Annotated in this window: 16 protein-coding genes; 7 read left to right on the top strand and 9 right to left on the bottom strand. The window is 43.2% G+C overall.

Translation table 11 applies throughout. The features are described 5' to 3' along the window. Positions 1–30: 30 nt before the first annotated feature. Genes leuC through ilvD form a run of 6 tightly spaced genes read right to left on the bottom strand, consistent with a single transcriptional unit; the run spans position 31 to position 7954 of the window. Positions 31–1437: a 3-isopropylmalate dehydratase large subunit gene (gene leuC / locus DK188_RS15280; protein ID WP_111671702.1), complete on the bottom strand. Its 1407-nt coding sequence runs from the start codon at positions 1435–1437 to the stop codon at positions 31–33. A gap of 2 nt (positions 1438–1439) precedes the next feature. Then, complete coding sequence (locus DK188_RS15275; RefSeq protein WP_111671701.1) at positions 1440–2948, bottom strand: 2-isopropylmalate synthase; 1509 nt, start codon at positions 2946–2948, stop codon at positions 1440–1442. Positions 2949–2967: 19 nt separating this feature from the next. Next, positions 2968–4011, bottom strand: a complete 1044-nt coding sequence (ilvC, locus tag DK188_RS15270) for a ketol-acid reductoisomerase (protein ID WP_111671700.1) — start codon at positions 4009–4011, stop codon at positions 2968–2970. Positions 4012–4056: 45 nt separating this feature from the next. Then, positions 4057–4557 (bottom strand): acetolactate synthase small subunit, encoded by a 501-nt coding sequence (gene ilvN / locus DK188_RS15265; protein ID WP_111671699.1) that lies wholly within the window; start codon positions 4555–4557, stop codon positions 4057–4059. A gap of 9 nt (positions 4558–4566) precedes the next feature. Next, entirely contained in the window at positions 4567–6261 is a 1695-nt protein-coding gene (gene ilvB, locus DK188_RS15260; RefSeq protein ID WP_232825749.1) for a biosynthetic-type acetolactate synthase large subunit, read from the bottom strand. Positions 6262–6265: 4 nt separating this feature from the next. Beyond that, complete coding sequence (gene ilvD, locus DK188_RS15255; protein ID WP_111671698.1) at positions 6266–7954, bottom strand: dihydroxy-acid dehydratase; 1689 nt, start codon at positions 7952–7954, stop codon at positions 6266–6268. A gap of 525 nt (positions 7955–8479) precedes the next feature. On the opposite strand from ilvD, the gene ispE reads away from it, so the two are divergent. Further along, positions 8480–9286 (top strand): 4-(cytidine 5'-diphospho)-2-C-methyl-D-erythritol kinase, encoded by an 807-nt coding sequence (gene ispE, locus DK188_RS15245; RefSeq protein ID WP_111671696.1) that lies wholly within the window; start codon positions 8480–8482, stop codon positions 9284–9286. Between the two features lie 323 nt (positions 9287–9609). Continuing rightward, entirely contained in the window at positions 9610–9951 is a 342-nt protein-coding gene (locus DK188_RS15240) for a type II toxin-antitoxin system PemK/MazF family toxin (RefSeq protein WP_232825748.1), read from the top strand. On the opposite strand, the gene DK188_RS15235 is transcribed toward DK188_RS15240, so the two are convergent. Genes DK188_RS15235 through tgt form a run of 3 tightly spaced genes read right to left on the bottom strand, consistent with a single transcriptional unit; the run spans position 9909 to position 13029 of the window. After that, the gene (locus DK188_RS15235; protein ID WP_111671695.1) at positions 9909–10823 is read right to left on the bottom strand and encodes a DMT family transporter; all 915 of its coding nucleotides are present in this window, start codon (positions 10821–10823) and stop codon (positions 9909–9911) included. The two genes, DK188_RS15240 and DK188_RS15235, sit on opposite strands and share 43 nt — an antisense overlap. Beyond that, the gene (locus tag DK188_RS15230) at positions 10824–11897 is read right to left on the bottom strand and encodes an LptF/LptG family permease (protein ID WP_111671694.1); all 1074 of its coding nucleotides are present in this window, start codon (positions 11895–11897) and stop codon (positions 10824–10826) included. A 1-nt stretch (position 11898) separates the two neighbouring features. After that, a complete protein-coding gene (gene tgt / locus DK188_RS15225) occupies positions 11899–13029 on the bottom strand; it encodes a tRNA guanosine(34) transglycosylase Tgt (protein WP_111671693.1) in 1131 nt (376 codons plus the stop codon). 122 nt (positions 13030–13151) lie between these two features. Here tgt and DK188_RS15220 point away from each other — a divergent pair, with 122 nt between their 5' ends. The 5 genes from DK188_RS15220 to DK188_RS15200 all read left to right on the top strand — a co-directional run bounded on the left by DK188_RS15220 (position 13152) and on the right by DK188_RS15200 (position 19891). Beyond that, a complete protein-coding gene (locus DK188_RS15220) occupies positions 13152–14291 on the top strand; it encodes a glycosyltransferase (RefSeq protein ID WP_111671692.1) in 1140 nt (379 codons plus the stop codon). After that, complete coding sequence (locus DK188_RS15215; protein ID WP_111671691.1) at positions 14282–14893, top strand: RNA polymerase sigma factor; 612 nt, start codon at positions 14282–14284, stop codon at positions 14891–14893. Before DK188_RS15220 ends, DK188_RS15215 begins: the two co-directional genes overlap by 10 nt. Beyond that, the gene (rsmG, locus tag DK188_RS15210; protein WP_111671690.1) at positions 14893–15537 is read left to right on the top strand and encodes a 16S rRNA (guanine(527)-N(7))-methyltransferase RsmG; all 645 of its coding nucleotides are present in this window, start codon (positions 14893–14895) and stop codon (positions 15535–15537) included. The genes DK188_RS15215 and rsmG overlap by 1 nt, the downstream gene beginning before the upstream one ends. Positions 15538–16218: 681 nt before the next feature. Continuing rightward, entirely contained in the window at positions 16219–19119 is a 2901-nt protein-coding gene (locus DK188_RS15205) for an outer membrane beta-barrel protein (RefSeq protein ID WP_232825747.1), read from the top strand. A gap of 28 nt (positions 19120–19147) precedes the next feature. Further along, positions 19148–19891 carry a GLPGLI family protein gene (locus tag DK188_RS15200; protein WP_111671689.1) on the top strand — a complete coding sequence of 248 codons (744 nt, stop codon included), beginning with the start codon at positions 19148–19150 and terminating at the stop codon, positions 19889–19891. Positions 19892–20105 lie beyond the last annotated feature (214 nt).

Genomic DNA, 20105 nt, shown 5'->3' with positions numbered 1-20105 from the left:
TTTTAACCAATAACTTAATAACTAAGAGACTTAATTGGAAAATACTTCCCGTGGATCAGTGATCCGGCCAGTGATAGCAACTGCAGCCACAGTCAATGGGGAGGCGAGCATGGTGCGTGCACCTGGACCTTGGCGACCCTCGAAGTTTCTGTTTGACGTCGAAACGGCATATTTTCCTGAAGGAATCTTGTCGTCATTCATAGCCAAACATGCTGAACAACCCGGTTGACGAAGGACGAAACCAGCTTCTTCCAGAATTTTCACCAAGCCCTCTTCGTTTGCCATTTTCTCCACTTCTTTGGATCCGGGTACAATCCAAGCCGTGATGTTATCCGCTTTTTTGTGACCTTTTACAAACTGAGCAACGGAACGAATATCTTCGATTCGTCCGTTGGTGCAAGATCCCACGAACACATAGTCCACGAGCTTTCCTTTGACTGGTTCACCTGGCGCAAATCCCATGTACTCCAAAGATTTCAGGTAGGAAGTTTTGTTTGAGCCTTCCATTCCTTCAGTAGTTGGGATATTTCCAATCACCTTGATTCCCATACCGGGATTTGTTCCATAGGTGATCATTGGCTCGATATCTTCTGCTTCGAAAACCAACTCTTGGTCAAATACAGCTCCCTCGTCGGTTTTTAGTGTTTTCCAATAAGCCACTGCCTTATCCCAATCGTCACCTTTTGGGGCATATTGTTTTCCTTTCAGGTAATTGAATGTGGTCTCATCAGGAGCAATCAATCCACCACGGGCACCCATCTCGATGGACATGTTGCAAATGGTCATTCGAGCTTCCATCGATAGACTTTGAATAGCTGAACCTGCATATTCTACAAAATACCCAGTGGCTCCCGCCGCTGAAATTTTAGAGATGATGTATAGGATGATATCCTTGGAAGTCACTCCGGCACCAAGAGTTCCATTGACAGAAATCCTCATTTTCTTGGCCTTAGACTGCATGATGCACTGTGTCGCAAGAACCATCTCCACTTCAGAAGTTCCGATTCCGAATGCGATCGCCCCAAAGGCTCCGTGAGTGGAAGTATGTGAATCTCCACAGACAATAGTCATTCCCGGCTGTGTAATTCCCAATTCTGGACCGATCACGTGAACTATACCGTGGTGGGCAGAGCCTAGATCATGGAGTTCAATGCCGTGTTTGGCGCAGTTCTCCCGCAGGCGCTCCACCTGCATTCTGGAAAGCTTATCCTTGATCGTCTGATCTTGATCCACTGTGGGTACATTGTGATCTGGAGTAGCAATCGTCCGATCAGGATATTTCACACCAATGCCGCGCTTCTCCAGATTGAGGAAAGCTACTGGAGAGGTGACTTCATGGATAAAATGCTTATCGATGAAGAATACGTCAGGACCTGCTGGCACGGATTTGACTACGTGCGAATCCCAAATTTTATCAAATAATGTTGTCTTTTCCATACTTATGCTGTCGCATATTCTTTGACCGGAATTTTATTTAATGCGTCGACAAAAGCTTGAGCTGAAGCTAATACGATGTCGGCGTTGGAGGCAAAGCCGTAATAGGGTTTTTCTCCTTTGATTAATCTCATGTGAACTTTGGCCACATCATCACTACCATGTGTGATCGCTTGGATCAAAAACTCCTCAAGGTCGACTTGCGGCTTTGCAATTTTCTCGATTGCCTTTAAAACCGCATCAACTGGTCCTACACCGGAGGAAGTAGCTTGGTGTGATTCAGAACCTATTTTGAGCGTCACCTGAGCATTGATTTGTCCATTGGAAGAGTAGTTCACCTTTTCCAGTTCGATAAAATTGGATTCCTCCATGAATTTACCAACCAGACCAAGTAAATCTTTGCGGCCGATATCTCGCTTGCTGTCAGCCAAGATCAAGAACGCTTCGTATACTTCTCGAAGCTCCTCACCCTCCAACTCTACACCCAAAGCATCCAAATGATGCTTAAGTGCAGCTCTACCAGATCTTGCAGTCAATACAATCGTGGATTCGTCTACGCCGACCTCTTTTGGATCGATGATTTCGTAATTTTCACGATGCTTCAGCACCCCATCCTGATGGATACCTGAAGAATGTGCAAAAGCATTTCTGCCTACAATCGCCTTGTTGGGCTGAACAGGCATATTCATCAGTTTCGACACGAGTCGACTGGTTTGATAGATTTTCGGAGTCACGATATCCGTGTAAACAGGAATTGATTTATGACATTTGATAGCCATGACCACTTCCTCCATGGAGGTGTTTCCTGCGCGTTCACCGATCCCGTTGATGGTAACTTCTACTTGCCTAGCTCCGTGTTGCACTCCAGCGATAGTATTGGCAGTAGCCATTCCCAAATCGTTGTGACAATGGGTAGCAATGATCGCCCGATCAATGTTTGGAACATTGTTTTTAAGATTGGCAATGATTGCCCCGTATTGTTCGGGAAGACAATAACCTGTCGTATCAGGAATGTTGACAACGGTCGCACCGGCTTTGATTACTTCTTCAATGATTTTGCAGAGAAAATCAGGCTCCGAGCGGCCAGCATCCTCTGCATAAAACTCCACATCCTCCACGAATCGCTTGGCATATTTGACAGCAGCGACTCCCCTCGCGATGATATCCTCGGGAGTCGAGCGGAGTTTGAACTGGATATGGTATGGAGATACGCCGATTCCTGTATGAATTCGCCCTCTTTTTGCAAACTTGAGTGATTGAGCAGCTACGTCAATATCTTTTTCTACCGCCCTGGAGAGCGCACAGATGATCGGATTGGAAACTGCTTTGGAAATTTCCTGCACGGAATTGAAATCACCCGGGCTAGATATCGGAAAACCTGCCTCGATAATATCTACTCCTAAAGCCTCCAAAGCTTTAGCCACCACAATCTTTTCCTGGGTATTCAACTGACACCCGGGTACTTGCTCCCCGTCGCGCAGGGTTGTATCAAAAATCCACAGCTTGTCACTCATAATCTTCTGGGTTTGGGTTTTAATTATTTTCTGGTCTCAACTGACGGACGACTGCTCCAGCCTGCCACATCTCAGACTCTCTCAATTCTTTCAATTCTGCTTCAAGCTTTTCTCTGTAATCAGCTTTGGAATTGGAATCAATTGATTTTTGCGCTTCTTTTCCTGTTTTTACTGAATCGTAAAGCGCTTCAAACACTGGCTTGGTCGCATCACGGAACGGCTTCCACCAGTCCAATGCACCTCTCTGAGCGGTTGTGGAGCAGTTGGCATACATCCAATCCATCCCATTCTCAGCGACTAGTGGCATCAAGGATTGAGTCAATTCTTCTACGGTTTCATTGAACGCTTCAGATGGAGAATGTCCATTAGCTCTCAACACTTCGTACTGAGCGGCAAAAATTCCCTGAATAGCTCCCATCAATGTACCTCTCTCACCGGTAAGATCAGATGTCACCTCCCGGTAAAAATCCGTCTCAAACAAGTAACCTGAACCTACTCCAATACCTAAAGCCACTACGCGATCTTTCGCTTTTCCTGTTCCGTCTTGGTAGATCGCATAAGAAGAATTCAAGCCACGACCTTCGACGAACATTCTTCTCAAAGAGGTACCGGAACCCTTCGGTGCCACCAAAATCACATCTATATCTGCAGGCGGAATGATTCCTGTTTTCTCTTTGTAAGTAATCCCAAAACCGTGGGAGAAATAGAGTGCTTTGCCGGGAGTTAGGTGTTTTTTAACTGTCGGCCAAAGTGCAATCTGACCAGCATCTGAAAGCAAAAACTGCAGGATTGTACCCTTTTCACACGCTTCTTCCAAGTCAAAAAGTGTCACTCCAGGAACCCAACCGTCTGAAACAGCTTTGTCCCAAGTCTTGGAACCTTTGCGTTGACCTACTATCACGTTGAATCCATTGTCCTTCAGGTTTAAAGCCTGACCAGGACCTTGAACGCCATAACCCAAAACTGCAATGACTTCGTTTTTGAGAACTTCTCTGGCTTTCTCCAGAGGAAATTCATCTCTGGTTACTACGTTTTCTTCAACTGTGCCGAATTTTAATTTCATGATTATAATTTGATTTAATAGTTTGATTATGCTTGGGTTGAAATTTTATTTAATGAAGGATTCGATTGTCAACATTCGCTTGGCGACAGCAACTCTACCTGATCTGGCAAACTCCAGAAGCCCGTATCCTTTGAGGATTTCCAACAATTCCTGCGTTTGCTCCTTGTGTCCAGTCAGCTCGAGGACTACAAAATCAGGCTCTGCGGCGATGATTTTAGCATTGTGCTGACGAATTACTTTTTCCAAACCTCCATCAAGTCGTGATACAGGAATCTTATACAGGGCAATTTCCTGATATACTACTCCTTCATCTTCGTGATAAAAAGCCTTGATCACATCAATGATTTTTTCAATCTGATTGACCAATTGAATGACCGTGTCTTCATTTACGGTCACTTCAATGGTGACCCGGTGAATTCCTGGAATTCGACTTTCGGAAGCGGTCAAAGCATCAATATTGATTCCTCTTCGGGTAAAAATGATGGTGATCCGGTTGAGAATTCCAATGAAATTCTCGGTGATTACGAAAATTGTGTATCGCTTCATATGTAAGGATTAACTGAGTCTGACTTCTTCCACCGAGCATCCGGTAGCAATCATTGGAAATACGTTGTCTTCTTTCTCGACCACCACTTCAAGGAAGAAAGGTCCATCATGGATCAACATATCCTCTATGGCTTCCTTCAGATCAGTCCGCTCTGTTACTTTTTGAGCTCTAATGTTATAGGCTTCGGCTATTTTGATGAAGTCTGGATTATCCAGTTCGGTGAAAGAATAGCGTCTGTCAAAGAACATTTGCTGCCACTGCCGGACCATTCCGAGGAAGTTATTGTTCAAAAGGACAATTTTTACAGGGGCTTTCGTCTGCATAATCGTGCCTAATTCCTGAATCGTCATCTGAATACCGCCATCTCCGACTACGCAAATCACCTGTCTGGAATAGTCATGTAATTGCGCCCCCAATGCTGCCGGCAAGGCAAATCCCATCGTACCCAAACCACCGGAAGTCACTTGAGTCCTCGTTTTCTTATAATTGAAATACCTCCAGGCGATCATCTGGTGCTGGCCCACATCGGTCACCAACACTGCATCGTCTGCTTTGTATTGATTAATCTGATGAATAACTTCACCCATGGTCAGACCCAGCTTAGAAGGAGTTAGATCATGCTGCTTTACCGCATTGGCCTCTTCCCGCTCGAGTTCTCTAAATTTACCCATCCAATCTTCATGCTTTTTGCTTTGGACGGCTTCGGTGAGCATGGCAAGACTTTCTTTACAATCCCCCAATACTGCTACTTCAGCTTTTACATTTTTATTCACCTCAGCGGCGTCGAGCTCGAGATGGATGACTTTCGCCTGTTTTGCATAGCGTTTCAAATCACCCGTGACCCGATCGTCAAAACGCATCCCCACTGCGATCAGGACATCACATTGGTTAGTGAGGAGATTTGGGGCATAATTACCATGCATGCCTAGCTTGCCGACGTAATTAGGATGATCCTCGGACAAAGCCCCAGAGCCCAAAAGTGTGGATGCTGCAGGAATTCCGGATTTATCCAAAAAGAACTTAAGTTCAGTTTCAGCCTTTCCCAAAACAACTCCCTGACCAAAAAGAAGGTAGGGTCTCGCTGCGGAATTGATCAAATCTGCAGCTTGTTTGATCTGGGATAGTTCAATCGGCGTGTGAGTTTTGTATGATCTGAAGCCTAGGCAAGGGGTATAATTCCAATCGCCAAAATCCACTTGGGCATTTTTTGTAATGTCAATCAAAACAGGCCCTGGTCTTCCGGATCGGGCGATGTAAAAACCCTTAGCGATAGCAGGTGCAATATCTTCTACTCGTCTGACCTGAATATTCCACTTAGTCCCCGGCATAGATATGCCGACTACGTCAGTCTCCTGAAATGCATCCGTACCGAGCAAATGTGCTGCCACTTGACCAGTGATACAAACTAGAGGAGTACTGTCGATCTGGGCATCGGCTAGACCTGTAATCAGATTGGTCGCACCTGGGCCTGATGTTGCGATACAAACTCCTACTTTGCCCGAGACCCGAGCATAGCCTTGTGCAGCATGAATGGCCCCTTGCTCATGTCGAGTCAAAACATGTCTGATTTGGTCGTGATAATCATACAAGGCGTCATACACGGGCATGATTGCTCCGCCTGGATAACCAAAAATGATATCTGCATTTTCGGCAATGAGTGACCTTACTACAATGTCTGCTCCTCTAATCATCGAATCCTTCATAGAATTAGAATTTATCGGTAACGCATCCTTCAGACGCAGTTGACACAAGTTTATTGTATTTTTTCAAAGTCCCTTGTAGCCCTTCGATGGACTTGGGAGACCAGTTTTTCTTACGTTCAGCGAATTGGTCTTCGCTCACCTGCACAGTTAGTGCTTGATTGTCGGTATCTATGGTAATGAGGTCATCATCCTGAAGTAATCCTATCGGACCACCACACCATGCCTCTGGCGTGACGTGCCCCACCACAAAGCCGTGAGTTCCTCCAGAAAAACGACCATCAGTAATTAAGGCCACATCGGCACCAAGTCCTGCTCCGATAATCATGGAAGTCGGCTTGAGCATCTCCGGCATTCCAGGTGCACCTTTTGGGCCTACATTTCGAATGACGACAACATCCCCCGCTTTCACTTTGTGATCTCGAATCGCATTGTTAGCGTCAAGTTCAGAATCAAAAACTCTGGCAGGACCAGTAAACAAGCGTCCTTCTTTCCCGGTAATTTTAGCCACTGCGCCTTCCGGGGCGAGATTCCCTGATAGGATACAAAGGTGCCCTGTCTCCTTGATCGGTGATTCGATCGGGTGGATTACATTGACTTTTGAAGGAATAATGGGCTGAACTTTTTCCAAGTTTTCAGCTAAAGTCTTACCTGTCACGGTCATGCAGTCACCATGTAGGTAGCCTGCCTCCAAGAAATATTTCATAAAGGCAGGCAAGCCGCCCTGTTCGTGAAGATCTTCCATCAGAAACTTGCCAGAAGGTTTGAAGTCTCCGATCATTGGTGTCACCGCATTAAATGCTTTAAAATCCTGAAGGGAAAAGTCAACCTTTGCAGTGCGGGCGATGGCCAAAATATGTAAAACAGCATTGGTACTGCCTCCAACGGCAATGGCCACCCGGACCGCATTTTCAATACTTTTGCGTGTGATAATATCGCTTGGCTTGATGTCTTTTTCCAAAAGAATCCGCATGTACTTATTTACTTCGCGACATTCCCTGAGTTTCTCTGGTGAATTTGCAGGAAAGGACGCAGAATAAGGTAAGGACATGCCCATTGCTTCAATGGCTGAAGACATGGTATTGGCGGTGTACATTCCGCCACAAGCACCTGCACCTGGACAGGCATTTCGGATTACTCCATCATAATCTTCTGCACTGATATTACCTTGTATTTTTTTTCCAAAAGCTTCAAAGGCAGATACAATGTTGAGCTTTTCTCCTTTATAAAGTCCAGAGGCAATGGTCCCGCCATAGACCATGATCGAAGGCCGATTGATTCGCAGCATTCCCATGACCGCTCCCGGCATATTTTTGTCGCATCCAGCGACAGCAATGCAGGAATCAAAGGAGTGCCCTAGGATAAAGGACTCGATCGAGTCAGCGATGATTTCTCTGGAAACCAGCGAATAGCGCATCCCCAAAGTCCCCATGGAAGTCCCGTCTGAGATCCCGATGGTATTAAAAACCAAACCGGTCAGATCATATTCCTGGGAGGAGTTTTTGATCAGACCGGCAAAGTCATTCAAGTGCATATTGCAGGGATTACTCTCATAGCCGCAACTCGCTATCCCTACAAAGGGCTGTTTCATTTTCTTATCGCTCAAGCCGGTGGCATACAACATAGCTTTGCCTGCAGGATGCTCGTCATTGTCGGATATTTCCCAACTATATTTCTTAAGGTTGTCTTGGGTCATAGGTATGAAAAATAAAAAAGTGTCCCATTTGAGTGAGACACTTTAGATTTTATATGCTGTTTTATAATAGTCTAGTGCCTCACTTCGAAAATCCGATGAGAATAATAAAGCTTAGCAAGAAGACCGATAGGTACATGTTGAGGTTCGAGGTTTTATGGTTCGTGGTCGAATCACATGACAATATTAAAACCCAATCACCAGACTTACAATATTTAATTCTTTGCAAATCGTTTTTGACAGACTTTAATGTTAGAGAAAATATTTTTTTTACAAATTATATTCTAATTATAGCCGATTTACAAAATCAATTTTTCAAATACAGGCTATAAATGGCTACTAATCGAAATTTTGTTCCGATTTCAAGTAATTTCAAATTTTATGAAAAATTATTCTCTTTTATTTAAGAAAAAAAATGATAAGCTATCAAAAACTTAAAATTTTTGGAAAACATTAGGGATTTCTCAATGAAAACCAAAAAATGCAACTCGTCTAAATTCAATTATTTTTGTCAAAAGCACAAAAGCAATGATCAGCTTCCCAAACGCCAAAATCAATCTAGGACTTCATATCACAAGCAAACGAAAAGATGGATACCATGAACTCGAAACATGCATGATTCCAATACCGCTTTTTGATGCGTTGGAAATGATCCTTGATAAAAAACCAACTTGGAACTCCACGGGTCTGGATATCCCCGGCGACTCAAAAGATAATTTAATTTTGAAAGCCGAAAAGCTCCTAAGAAAGGATTTCCCAGGTCTTCCAAACCTCAACATTCACTTGCATAAAAATATCCCAATGGGTGCTGGTTTAGGCGGAGGATCGGCTGACGGTGCTTTTGCACTTAAATTGATGAACAACCTCTTTGATCTGCATCTGGATGACTTCTTTTTGGAAGAATATGCCGCTCAGCTCGGAAGCGATTGCCCCTTTTTCATTGAAAATACACCTAAAATCGCTCGAGGTAGAGGTGAAATCCTTGAACCCATTGATCTTTCACTAAATGGAACTTACCTGGTCCTGATCAATCCGGGAATCCATGTCGGCACCAAAGAAGCTTACGCTGGCGTATCACCAGCTCCTCCTAAAGTGAAGCTGGAAGAAATCCTGGCTGATCGAAGCCGTTGGAAAATCGAACTAGTCAATGACTTCGAACCCACCATTTTCAAAAACCACCCGGAAATCGAAGCGATTAAATCCACGATGTATTCAGCTGGCGCATTCTATTCAGCTATGTCAGGTTCGGGATCAAGTGTATTTGGGTTATTTGACCTGCAACCTTCAGATTTAGAATTTCCAAATCGGTATTTTAGGTTTGAAAAATTTTTATAAACCATTAATAATAAGTGGACTATAAACTACAAAGGTCTTTTATATTTTCCATTTATATCTATAAAAGACAACGGCTACCTTTACTAGTACTCTACCTGATGATCTCCCACAGCGACTTGCTTATGCGAAAAAGCTTTCTCTTCCTAAAAATAAGCCGATGGAGAATGCTTTGAATCTTTACTTGGATCATCTAAAGCATGCTGAAGATGTCAAATCCTATAGGCAGGCTGCGTAGGATGAAGATAACCTTCTTGTAGCCGAAAAAGGAATGGACACCTACCTAAATGAGGCAGGGTGAAATTTGGATGTAAGACCTGAATCTAGTGATACGATCTGAGCAAGCAGGCAGAAAACCAGTGGTCATTCTTAGCGGTAATCTGATAAACAAATTTCTCCAAGTCGTGATTACTGCTCCAATTACTTCCAAAATCAAAAACTATCAGGGCAATCCGATTTTGAAACCTACAGCTGAGAATGAACTAAAACCTGAGTCTGAACTGATGGTTTTTCATATTCGGTCCATTACCAAAGACCGATTGATCGAAAAGATCGGTGCAATTTCAAACGAAGAATTGAGCACTTCAGGAGTTACTTTGGCTGATATTACTACAATGTATGCGCATCAACTGATTGTTCTCACCGCTTTTCTCCGCTTATTCCAATAATTCAACACTGGGTAAATTAGGACGGATATGAGGATTATTAAGGTACCCAGGTAAAACTGCGGGGTCATTTTTTCCTTTTCCCCAAAAATCAAAACCGCAAGTACAATCCCGTAAACTGGCTCCAGGTTAATCGTCAGATTGATCGAAAACACGGGCAAACGCTTCATCAGGTCTACAGATACTGAAAACGCATATACTGTACAGACTCCTCCCAAAATCAACAACCAAAGCCAGTCCAAGTCTTTCCAAGTCCATTGGATCGGAGCCCCATCAGTCAAAAATGCAGCATAAACCGGCATAAATGCTAAAGCAAAAAAGCACGCTGCCGCCATTTCATATAGGGTAATCTGAAAGGGAGAATGTCGAAGGGTAAGTCTTCCATTCAAGACTGAAAAAAGTGCTCCCAAAAATGCTGAAATCAAGGCCATCGTCAAGCCAATCCAATAGCCGGTCTCAAACTGGAAAATCACCAGCAAGCCGGAAATCACCAGCAAGCCGAGAGCCACTTCGTACCATTTGATTTTGGTCCGATTGATCATCGGATCCACAAATGCCGTCCACAGCGAAGTAGTAGCCATCCCTGCCAGACATACAGAAGCGGTAGAAAGCCTGGCTGACCAAAAAAAGAATATCCAATGAAGAGAAATCAACACCCCCACTCCGGCAATCTTAAACAGGTCAGGTAGGGGTACCAACATGGGTTTCTTTCGGATCAGCATGACTGCGGCTACTCCAATTGCAGCAATCAAAGTCCGGTAAAAAACCAATTCTAAGGATGGCAAGCTAATCAATAGCCCCAGTATGGCGGTAAATCCCCAAATCAATACGATGAAATGAAGGAGTAAATAATCTTTAAACGTTCCGGATGACATCTACCGAGGAACGGTTTTATACAAAACCAGACCTGTGAGCCCAAAAATGATATTAGGCATCCAGACAGACAAAATGGGATATTGTGACCCCGTCTCCGCAAAAGTCCTGGAAAGAATAAAAAGTAAAATGTAAATGAAAGCTAACAAAAAGCCCATAGCGATCTGAAAACCAGATCCGCCACGGGTTTTCCTAGCTGACATGATCACCCCGATAAATGTCAAAATAAAGGCAGCAAAAGGCGACATAAACCGAACATATCGCTCGATCTTATAGAAGCTTACATTGTCTGCACCACGCTCTTCGAGGATCTTGATTTGACGACTAAGCTCTGGCAGTTTTAAAGTTTCGTGGTGATTTTCGGGAAGATCAAAATCCGCCGGCGTAATAGAAAGTACCGTGTCCAGCTTTTCTCCAACGCTGTAATCTTCTCCTCCTTCCTTGATTTCTCTCAAGCGCCAATTGATCAGGGTCCAGACATTCTTGGCTGTATCCCATTCTATACGATCTGAGGATAGTTTGGCAATCAATTGCCCGTCCCGAATCTCCTCCAGTGTAAAATTATATCCTGTATTTCCGGTCTTAAAAAAGCGACTCAAATAAGCCAGTTTATTTGGACCAACTTGAATATGAATATTGGGATCCGTGGATGCTCTTCCCTTATCGAGGTAGGTGATTTTGAATTTGGTAACACCTGCTGTTGCCATAGGCAATATCCAGCCATTGAGGAGAAAACTGATCGCCCCTATCATCGCTGCAGCAAGCAAAAAAGGCCGGAGCATCCGGACGAAACTCACTCCTGAACTTAGAATTGCAATAATTTCAGTCCGACCGGCCATTTTAGATGTGATGAAAATCACCGCTATAAAGACCGTGATCGGCGTCAGAAGATTGTTCAGATAAAGACCATAATTGCCCATATATCGGAGAATCTCTCCGGCCGGAACAGCATTTCGAATATAGGTATCATTCTTCTCGGTGAAGTCCAAAACCAACACAATAAGAACGAGCATGACCACTACAAAAAAGTAGGTCTTCAAAAATTCCTTAATGATCAGCTTGTCTAGAATCTTCATTTCAAAGTCTTGCGCTAACTTTTTTCACCATCTGATCCTTCCAAACGGCAAAATCCCCTGCTTGGATATGCTCTCTCGCCTGCCCCACTAACCAAAGATAAAATGCAAGATTATGAATGCTGGCGATCTGTGCTGCAAGGATTTCTTTAGATACTGTCAAATGGCGTAAATAGGCTTTGGAATAAAATGTACTCGCATAGTTTCCAATCGCTGGATCGATGGGACTAAAATCATCTTTCCATTTTTCGTTACGGATATTGATAATGCCTTCCGAAGTGAACAGCATTCCGTTTCGGGCATTTCGCGTGGGCATCACGCAGTCAAACATGTCGACACCTAAAGCAATGCATTCCAAAATATTGGCAGGAGTACCTACTCCCATGAGGTACCTTGGCTTGTCTGATGGCAGGATATCTGTCACCAATTCTGTCATCTCATACATCATTTCAGCAGGTTCACCGACCGATAGTCCTCCTATCGCATTGCCTTCTCTGCCTTGGGCGGCAATATATTCTGCACTTTGCTTTCGCAGATCTTTATATACCGAACCCTGCACTATCGGGAAAAACGTTTGACTGTAGCCATATTTTCCCTCGGTGGAATCAAACCGCTCGATGCAGCGAGTCAACCAACGATGAGTCATCTCCATGGAATTGCGGGCATATCCATATTCACAGGGATACGGAGTACACTCGTCGAAAGCCATGATGATGTCGGCTCCGATAGTTCGCTGGATGTCCATGACATTTTCCGGAGTAAACTCATGCTTGGATCCGTCGATATGAGATTTGAAAGTCACCCCTTCTTCTTTGATTTTACGGGTACCGGAAAGCGAAAACACCTGATACCCTCCACTGTCGGTAAGTATGGGACGATCCCAGCCGTTAAACTTATGGAGACCGCCTGCCTTTTCTAATACATCCAGACCCGGACGCAAATACAAGTGATAGGTATTTCCAAGGATTATCTGCGCTTTGATATCTTCCTTGAGCTCTCGCTGATGTACAGCTTTGACTGTGGCTGCGGTGCCTACAGGCATAAAAATCGGGGTTTGGATTTCCCCATGATCAGTAAATAGAGTTCCTGTCCGCGCTTTGGTCTGTAAATCTTTTTTCCCTAAGGTAAACTTCATATCCTACTTGCTGAGACTGCAGCACCTAGCTACGAATTGTCTCGTTTAGTCTGCAAAAATATCCACTTATTCTTAAATGAGTTGCTGAAATTGATTTTATATTTGCCCAGCAAAATCGACCTATGGGCCTTTTTTTACTCTGGTTTTTCTTTGGCATCGGGATTCTCATTCAGTTGGTTTACCTTCTGGTGATTTTCGGACGAACAGCCTGGTTCAAATCATTTACCAAGTCTTCGAAAAACCAACACCCTGAAGAGGGGGTGACTGTCCTTGTGGCTGCTCATAACGAATTCCAAAACCTAAAGGTCCTCATTCCCAAACTTTTCGAGCAGGATTACCCCAAATTTGACGTAATGATCGTCAATGACAGAAGTACAGATCGGACCAAGCGACTACTGGAGGAGATGATGGCCATCTATCCCAAACTTCGCTCCGTCACGATCAAATACACGCCTAGTCATGTCACTGCAAAGAAATTTGCTGTTACCCTTGGTATCAAAGTAGCCAAAAGCGACGTCATCTTGTTAACAGATGCAGACTGTATGCCGACGACCGACCAATGGATACGAAAAATGACCGAACCAGTACGAGAAAACGGAAAAACCTTTGCCATTGGATTCTCGGGATACACGACAAAATCCACGCTTCTCAATAAGTGGATTCAGTTTGAGACCTTATTGACTGCTTTGTTTTATTTCTCTTTTGGTCTGTGGAAGGCTCCTTTTATGGGTGTGGGTAGAAATCTGTGCTATCGGAAAAGCTTTTTTATGGACGTGAAGGCATTCAAAGGTATCTGGCATTTGGAAGGTGGTGATGACGACCTTTTTGTAAACCAATACGCTACTGGCAAAAACGCAGCAATGGTTTTGGACCCTGAAGCAACTACCACTTCGATTCCGAAAGAAACTTGGAGAGAATACCTCATTCAGAAAAAACGTCACCTGCATGTCGGTAAATATTACCGAGGGGAAGACAAACGAAAAATTGGACTATTCTCCCTTTCTCATGCATTATTTTGGATTGGAGCGATAGGATTGTTAATTTATTTCGGACTAGGGCAGCAATTGGAACAATTTTCAATCGTTTTGGGTATTGTCTTAGTACGATCTGCACTGGTGGTATGGATTTTCAAATCTGCCTCCAAAAAAGTTCAGGGATCTGTGTCACCGATGAACATCCTGATTAATGATTTCATGTACCTGGGATATTTTTGGGTATTGGGATCTGTTTCTTACCAAGCAAAAGACATCCAATGGAAATAAACGAACGCGGTTTTTCGAATAAAGCACTCGAGGATTTTGATCTCATCGATCGGGCTGTGCAAGATAAAGACCAGCAAGCCTATGCTACGCTCATGAAGCGGTATAAAAAGGCCGTTTATTTCATGATTCTAAAAATGATCCGTGATGCCGATGATGCAGAGGATCTGACGATGGAGGCTTTTGCCAAAGCGTTTAGGAATCTGGAGCGTTTTAAAAAAGACTATACCTTCAGCACCTGGCTATTCCGGATTGCCACCAACAACACGATTGACTTCATCCGAAAGAAAAAACTCAAAACCATGAGTTTGAACAACACCCTCTCCGATGACAGTGGAAATTCGGTAAACATCGATGTGGAAGATGATGACAACAATCCACAGGATCAGTTCATCCGTTCTCAGCGGATTGATATGGTCCGGATTTTTGTAGATAAACTTCCCGCCAAATACCGAAAGCTGGTTCAGCTCCGGTATTTCGATGAGCTTTCCTATGAAGAAATCGCACAGGAATTAGAGAAACCTTTGGGTACTGTAAAAGCACAGCTTCACAGATCCCGAGAATTGCTTTTTGAAATAGCCTCCGGCAAAGAAAAACACATCTGATGAACCCAGGTACCCAGCTGATTCTTTCTTACTTTCCAGATCTGAGCGAAACTCAAATCCTACAATTTGAGCGGCTGCAGGCGCTTTATGAAGACTGGAATTCGAAAATAAATGTGATCAGTCGCAAAGACATGGATCAGTTTTATATCCATCATGTAGTGCATTCCCTTGGAATCGCCAAAGTCATGGCTTTCCTGCCAGGCACCAAAGTGCTGGACATCGGTACCGGAGGAGGATTTCCGGGAATACCACTGGCTATTCTTTTCCCAGACACTCATTTTCATTTGGTGGATTCCATTGGAAAGAAAATTACCGTGGTAAAGGATGTGGCTAGACAATTGAAGCTATCAAACGTAGAAGCCCAACAGGCCCGGGCAGAACAGTTGGTCCGGAAATACGACTTTGTTATTAGCCGTGCTGTGACACAGATGGTTAATTTTTATCCTTGGGTCAAGGGGAAAATCAAAAAGGAAGACTTTAACGAGTTCCAAAACGGCATTCTCTATCTCAAAGGAGGAGATGTAGACGAAGAGATGGAAGCGCTTGACAAGTCTTATGTAGTCTACCATTTGGAAGATTACTTCAAGGAAGATTTTTTCCAGACAAAAAAGGTGGTCTATATGCCTTGGGAAGACAAGAGGTAGATTTTTTTTCCCTTGATTATTTCAACACAAGAATCTGGTAGATAACTGGGTCCTATTATTCTGCTTTTCACTAAACCAGGACTTCATCCGTCTGATTTTTTCTACGATTCTCATTTTTATAAGAAAATTTCAACCCCTATTTCTTTTTGTAAACCGGACAAAAAATTATTCTTTCAAAATTTAGTTGTCTCACGGGAAGTCAATTCCAAATTTAATTTGGACTTCAAGAAACCTCAGTAACAAAGTGTTGAGTAAAAAACATTTTTTAACAAATTAGTCATTCTATTTTCATTAAATAATTACTATACTAGCAGTAGTAAAGTGCCATTCCGGCTAGCGATCAGGTGATTGTCAATTTTTTTATTGAAAGGCGCCAGAGGACGGATGGAGTTTTTGATTTGTTTGAGGAGAGCACCAAGCCAATGAGAACGCATCCAAAAACATCTACTTCTGGAAATTGAGGATCAAGAAGTGTAAAGAATTAAGGTCAGCCTAGTGTTGTAAAAGTAAGGAACGCTCATTTTCAACTTAGCCAGATTGCCATAGAATCCAGTCTATTGAGAACATGTCATTTTACACAGATCCTCCCAGCCGAACAATAAAATACTTGGCTGGGATGATGAGGTGATAAACAGTTTTAGTCATCTATATTTTAGTTTGAGATTTTAACACAGAAAAAAAATGAAAATCCTCCTTTCATGTGTATTTAAATTGATTTTTAGGGTCAGATGGAATACCCTTTTTATCTTTTCACAAGGTGTGAAGCCTTATCGCATGGGAATTCTGTTCCTTTTTGTGGTCGCTGTCACTTTTGCCTCCCATGCCCAATCCAAACTTACGATTCGGGGGACGGTAAAAGACACCACCAATATTCCGCTGGATTATACCTCAGTTCTTCTGCTAAGCCCCTCCGATTCGGCTTTGGTTGCATACACGCTGACGAATAAAAATGGAGAATACCTTTTCAAAAACGTGGAGCGGCAACCGCTGCTCATCAAAGCTACTTACATGGGATACATCCCCTTCCAAAAAGAGCTAGCACTCCCTGAAACAGAAGATCTTGAGGTAGAAGAGATTCAATTGGTTCCAATTATGCAGGAACTGTACGAGGTAGTGGTAAAAGCCGCCAAAGCACCACTCATGATGCGTGGAGACACGCTGGAGTATGATGCGAGCAAATTCAAAGTACCACCCGGAGCGACCTTAGAAGACCTGCTACGCAAACTACCGGGCATGCAAATCGATGCTGAGGGAAATATAGTGGCTCAAGGACAACGAGTCCAGAAAGTAACAGTCGATGGTCGACGATTTTTTGGTGGCAACACCAAAATGGCAACCCAAAACTTGAATGCAGAATCTATAAGTAAACTCCAACTATATGACGACAAGTCAGAACAAGCCAAACTCACAGGAGTCGATGATGGGGTAAATGAAAAGACCTTGAACGTTGAACTCAAGGAAGAAGCTAAAAAAGGTGGATTCGGAAAAATTTCCGCAGCTGGAGGGACAGACGAAAGATGGTCTTCCAATGCCTCTTACAATAAGTTTGACAAAGTGAATCAATTTTCAATCATTGGCTATGGCAATAATGTCAATCAAACCGGCTTGAGCTGGGATGACCTACAGGAGTTTAGAGGCAGTGGTGCATTTCAATTTGGAGACACGGGAGATTTTGGGTTTAACAGCAATGGCGGGAATGTAATATTTTTTTCAGGAGGAGACAGTGAACAATCCTTCGAAATCCCCTTCAACAATCTGAGCTCTGGTTTTTCAAATAATCAAGCTTTCGGGGTCAATTTTAATCGCCTGAAGGACAAAAAGGATTTCAGCGGCAATTACTTCTACAGCCGAAGCGACCAAATTGTAGAGAGTTTCAATAGTAGAACCACCTTTCTTGAGGACAATTCATCCTTCACCTCCACCGACCAAAGTATTCAAAATAACGTGGCAGGGCACCATCGGGCAAATATTCGATTTCAAAATGAACTTGACAGTGCCAATACGTTAACCATAAATGCAAAGGGTAGATTTAGCACTCTTACTACTTCGTTAGCAAGTTTTCAAGAGTTAATCGCAAGTGATACGGAACAAGGCCGACTGGCACGTGACAACCAATCGAATAAATGGTCTGGAGCGTTCCAAGGTACTGCAATCTTTAGGCATAAATTCAAAAAAAACGGTAGAAACTTTGCGGCAAGCCTAAGTAATACCTACACCAATGCAGACCAAGATGGAATTCAAAAAGCCGTAGCCGACATGATGGATGCATCAGATCCGAATACCTATTTCCAAAGCTTGGACCAAATGAATCAGGCATTGAATACTTCCAACCTGATCAAGTCAAGCTTACTTTTTGTCGAACCAATCAACAAAACCTTCTTCTGGGAAACGTTCTATAATTTCAGCCAATCGAGGAGCGAAACAGACCGTAAAGTTTTCGATGTAGAGTCAAGTGACGTTCAAGAGCTAAATCCAGATCTAAGCCGGTTTTTTGACAATATAATTACCTACAATAGGGTAGGCTCAAGTATCCGATACGCCAACAAAGGCTCTAACCTAAGTATGGGATTTGCCGCCTCCAACTACAAACTGAACGGTCTGTATTCGGTAGTAGAAGGGAGTGAAATACTAGGGACAGTGGACAAAAGCTACCTCAATTTCACCCCCAACGTATCTTTCTATAAAACCATGAAGGGCAATAAACGGATCAACGCTGGCTATGTCATGGGCGTCGCACCCCCAAACATCAACGATTTACAGCCTTACAAGGACATCTCCAACCCCTTGTATGTCCGAGAAGGAAATCCCGATCTACAACCTGAAGTAACCCATTCGCTAAATGCCGGATACAACATGTATGATCCTGCCACATTCATCAATCTATATATTTCATTGAATTCAACCTTCTACCAGAGCCAAGTGGTTCAAAATCAAACGATAGACCCTGAAAATTTTGTCACCACATTTAAGTCAGGAAATGTTTCGGGAGGACAGCGCTATAATTCCTACCTAGGTTTTGGATTTCCCATCATCAAAACTAAGATCAACGCAAACATCAACGCCAATCCTTCTTACACCAGAAGCCTAGCCTTGATCAACTCCCTTGAAACAGAGACCAATACTTTTAGCCATTCTTTTGGACTCAATTTAGACTTAACCCCAAAAGAATGGCTGAGCCTATATGCAGGAACATCCTTCCGTCTGAGCAAAACCAAATACGAACAGAATCCCGCTCAGAACCAAGACATCCTTAATTTGAGTGCCTATACGAATATGAACATCAAGCTTCCCAAGGATTTCTACATTGACATGAAATTCAACTATAGCCGATTTGAAAACGAAAGTTTTGGATTTAATCAGGAAGTCCCCATACTCAATGCCTTTATCTATAAACTTCTCGGGGAGGCAAAAAAATGGGAAATCAGGCTCTCCGCTTATGATATATTCAAACAAAATGAAACTATCAGCCAGTTTGCCGGCCAAAACTTTGTTTCCACTGGTCGGATTGAAACCCTGTCCCGATATTTCTTACTTGGCGTGACATACAATATGCGGGGAGTCGAGGTGAAAAGAAACAGATAATTTAAACAAGCAGCTGACCTAAATACCAATGAAATCAAAAATTCTAATAACCATCGTGCTGATCCTTCTTAGCACAGGACTTAGAGCCCAAAACATAGTGGGTGAGGTAGAATACCGATACAAAATCTTTTACGACAAAATCTACTCAAGCTTACCTTATCTTACTGAGCAGGAACGGGACAGAATTCTCCTTTCATGGGGAAGTCCTGATGGGTACAGCACTCGAATGAAGCTCCAGTTTTGGCCAGATAAAAGTCTGTATACCTACGGTGAACCTTATGAAGTGCGCAGCTACTCTTGGCAAGTAGAGGACTACTTCATCGCAAACAATCTCGAAGATCAAACCTATCTGAAATACATGGATCAAATGGGAAAAACCTATATTGTCCGTGGCAGCCTGAATGCACCAAAATGGAGAGTGATGAATGAGATACGCGATATTCTCGGACATATGTGCATGAAAGCTGTCAGTGAGGACCCCATCAAAGGCCAAAAGATCACGGCGTGGTTTGCATCAGACATCCCGGTCCCCATCGGTCCCGAGGAACAATTCGGCCTTCCCGGATTAATATTAGCCTATGATATCAACGACGGCATGCTGATCGTGGAAGCAGAGAAAATTACGTTTGGAGAACCTGCGGAGATCATCACCCTTCCCAAAAAAATGAAAGGAAGAGAGGTAACTGGCAGCGAATATCTGGACTTGGTCAGTGAGTTTATCAAGACTTCCACGGAAAGAAAGCAAGCTTGGATGTGGGAAATCAGATATTGAGAACATAATAATTCCCAGGATCCCGAGTAGATGTAAGTTTATAATTATAGGCAAAGCTATCATTCAAATGACCATTTATGCTTTGATAGTTTGCATTGACTATCAGCCATCCACAAGAATTTCCGCCTAGAAATAAGTCCATTAGTAAAAATCAACATCCTATTAGATTAAAGAAAATCATCTGGCCTATTCAGATGATTTTCCATTTTTAGGC

This window comes from Algoriphagus litoralis, assembly GCF_003259255.1.
GTDB lineage: Bacteria > Bacteroidota > Bacteroidia > Cytophagales > Cyclobacteriaceae > Algoriphagus > Algoriphagus litoralis.
The sequence above is the reverse complement of the archived record's forward strand: the minus strand, read 5'-3'. Positions and strand labels throughout refer to the sequence as shown.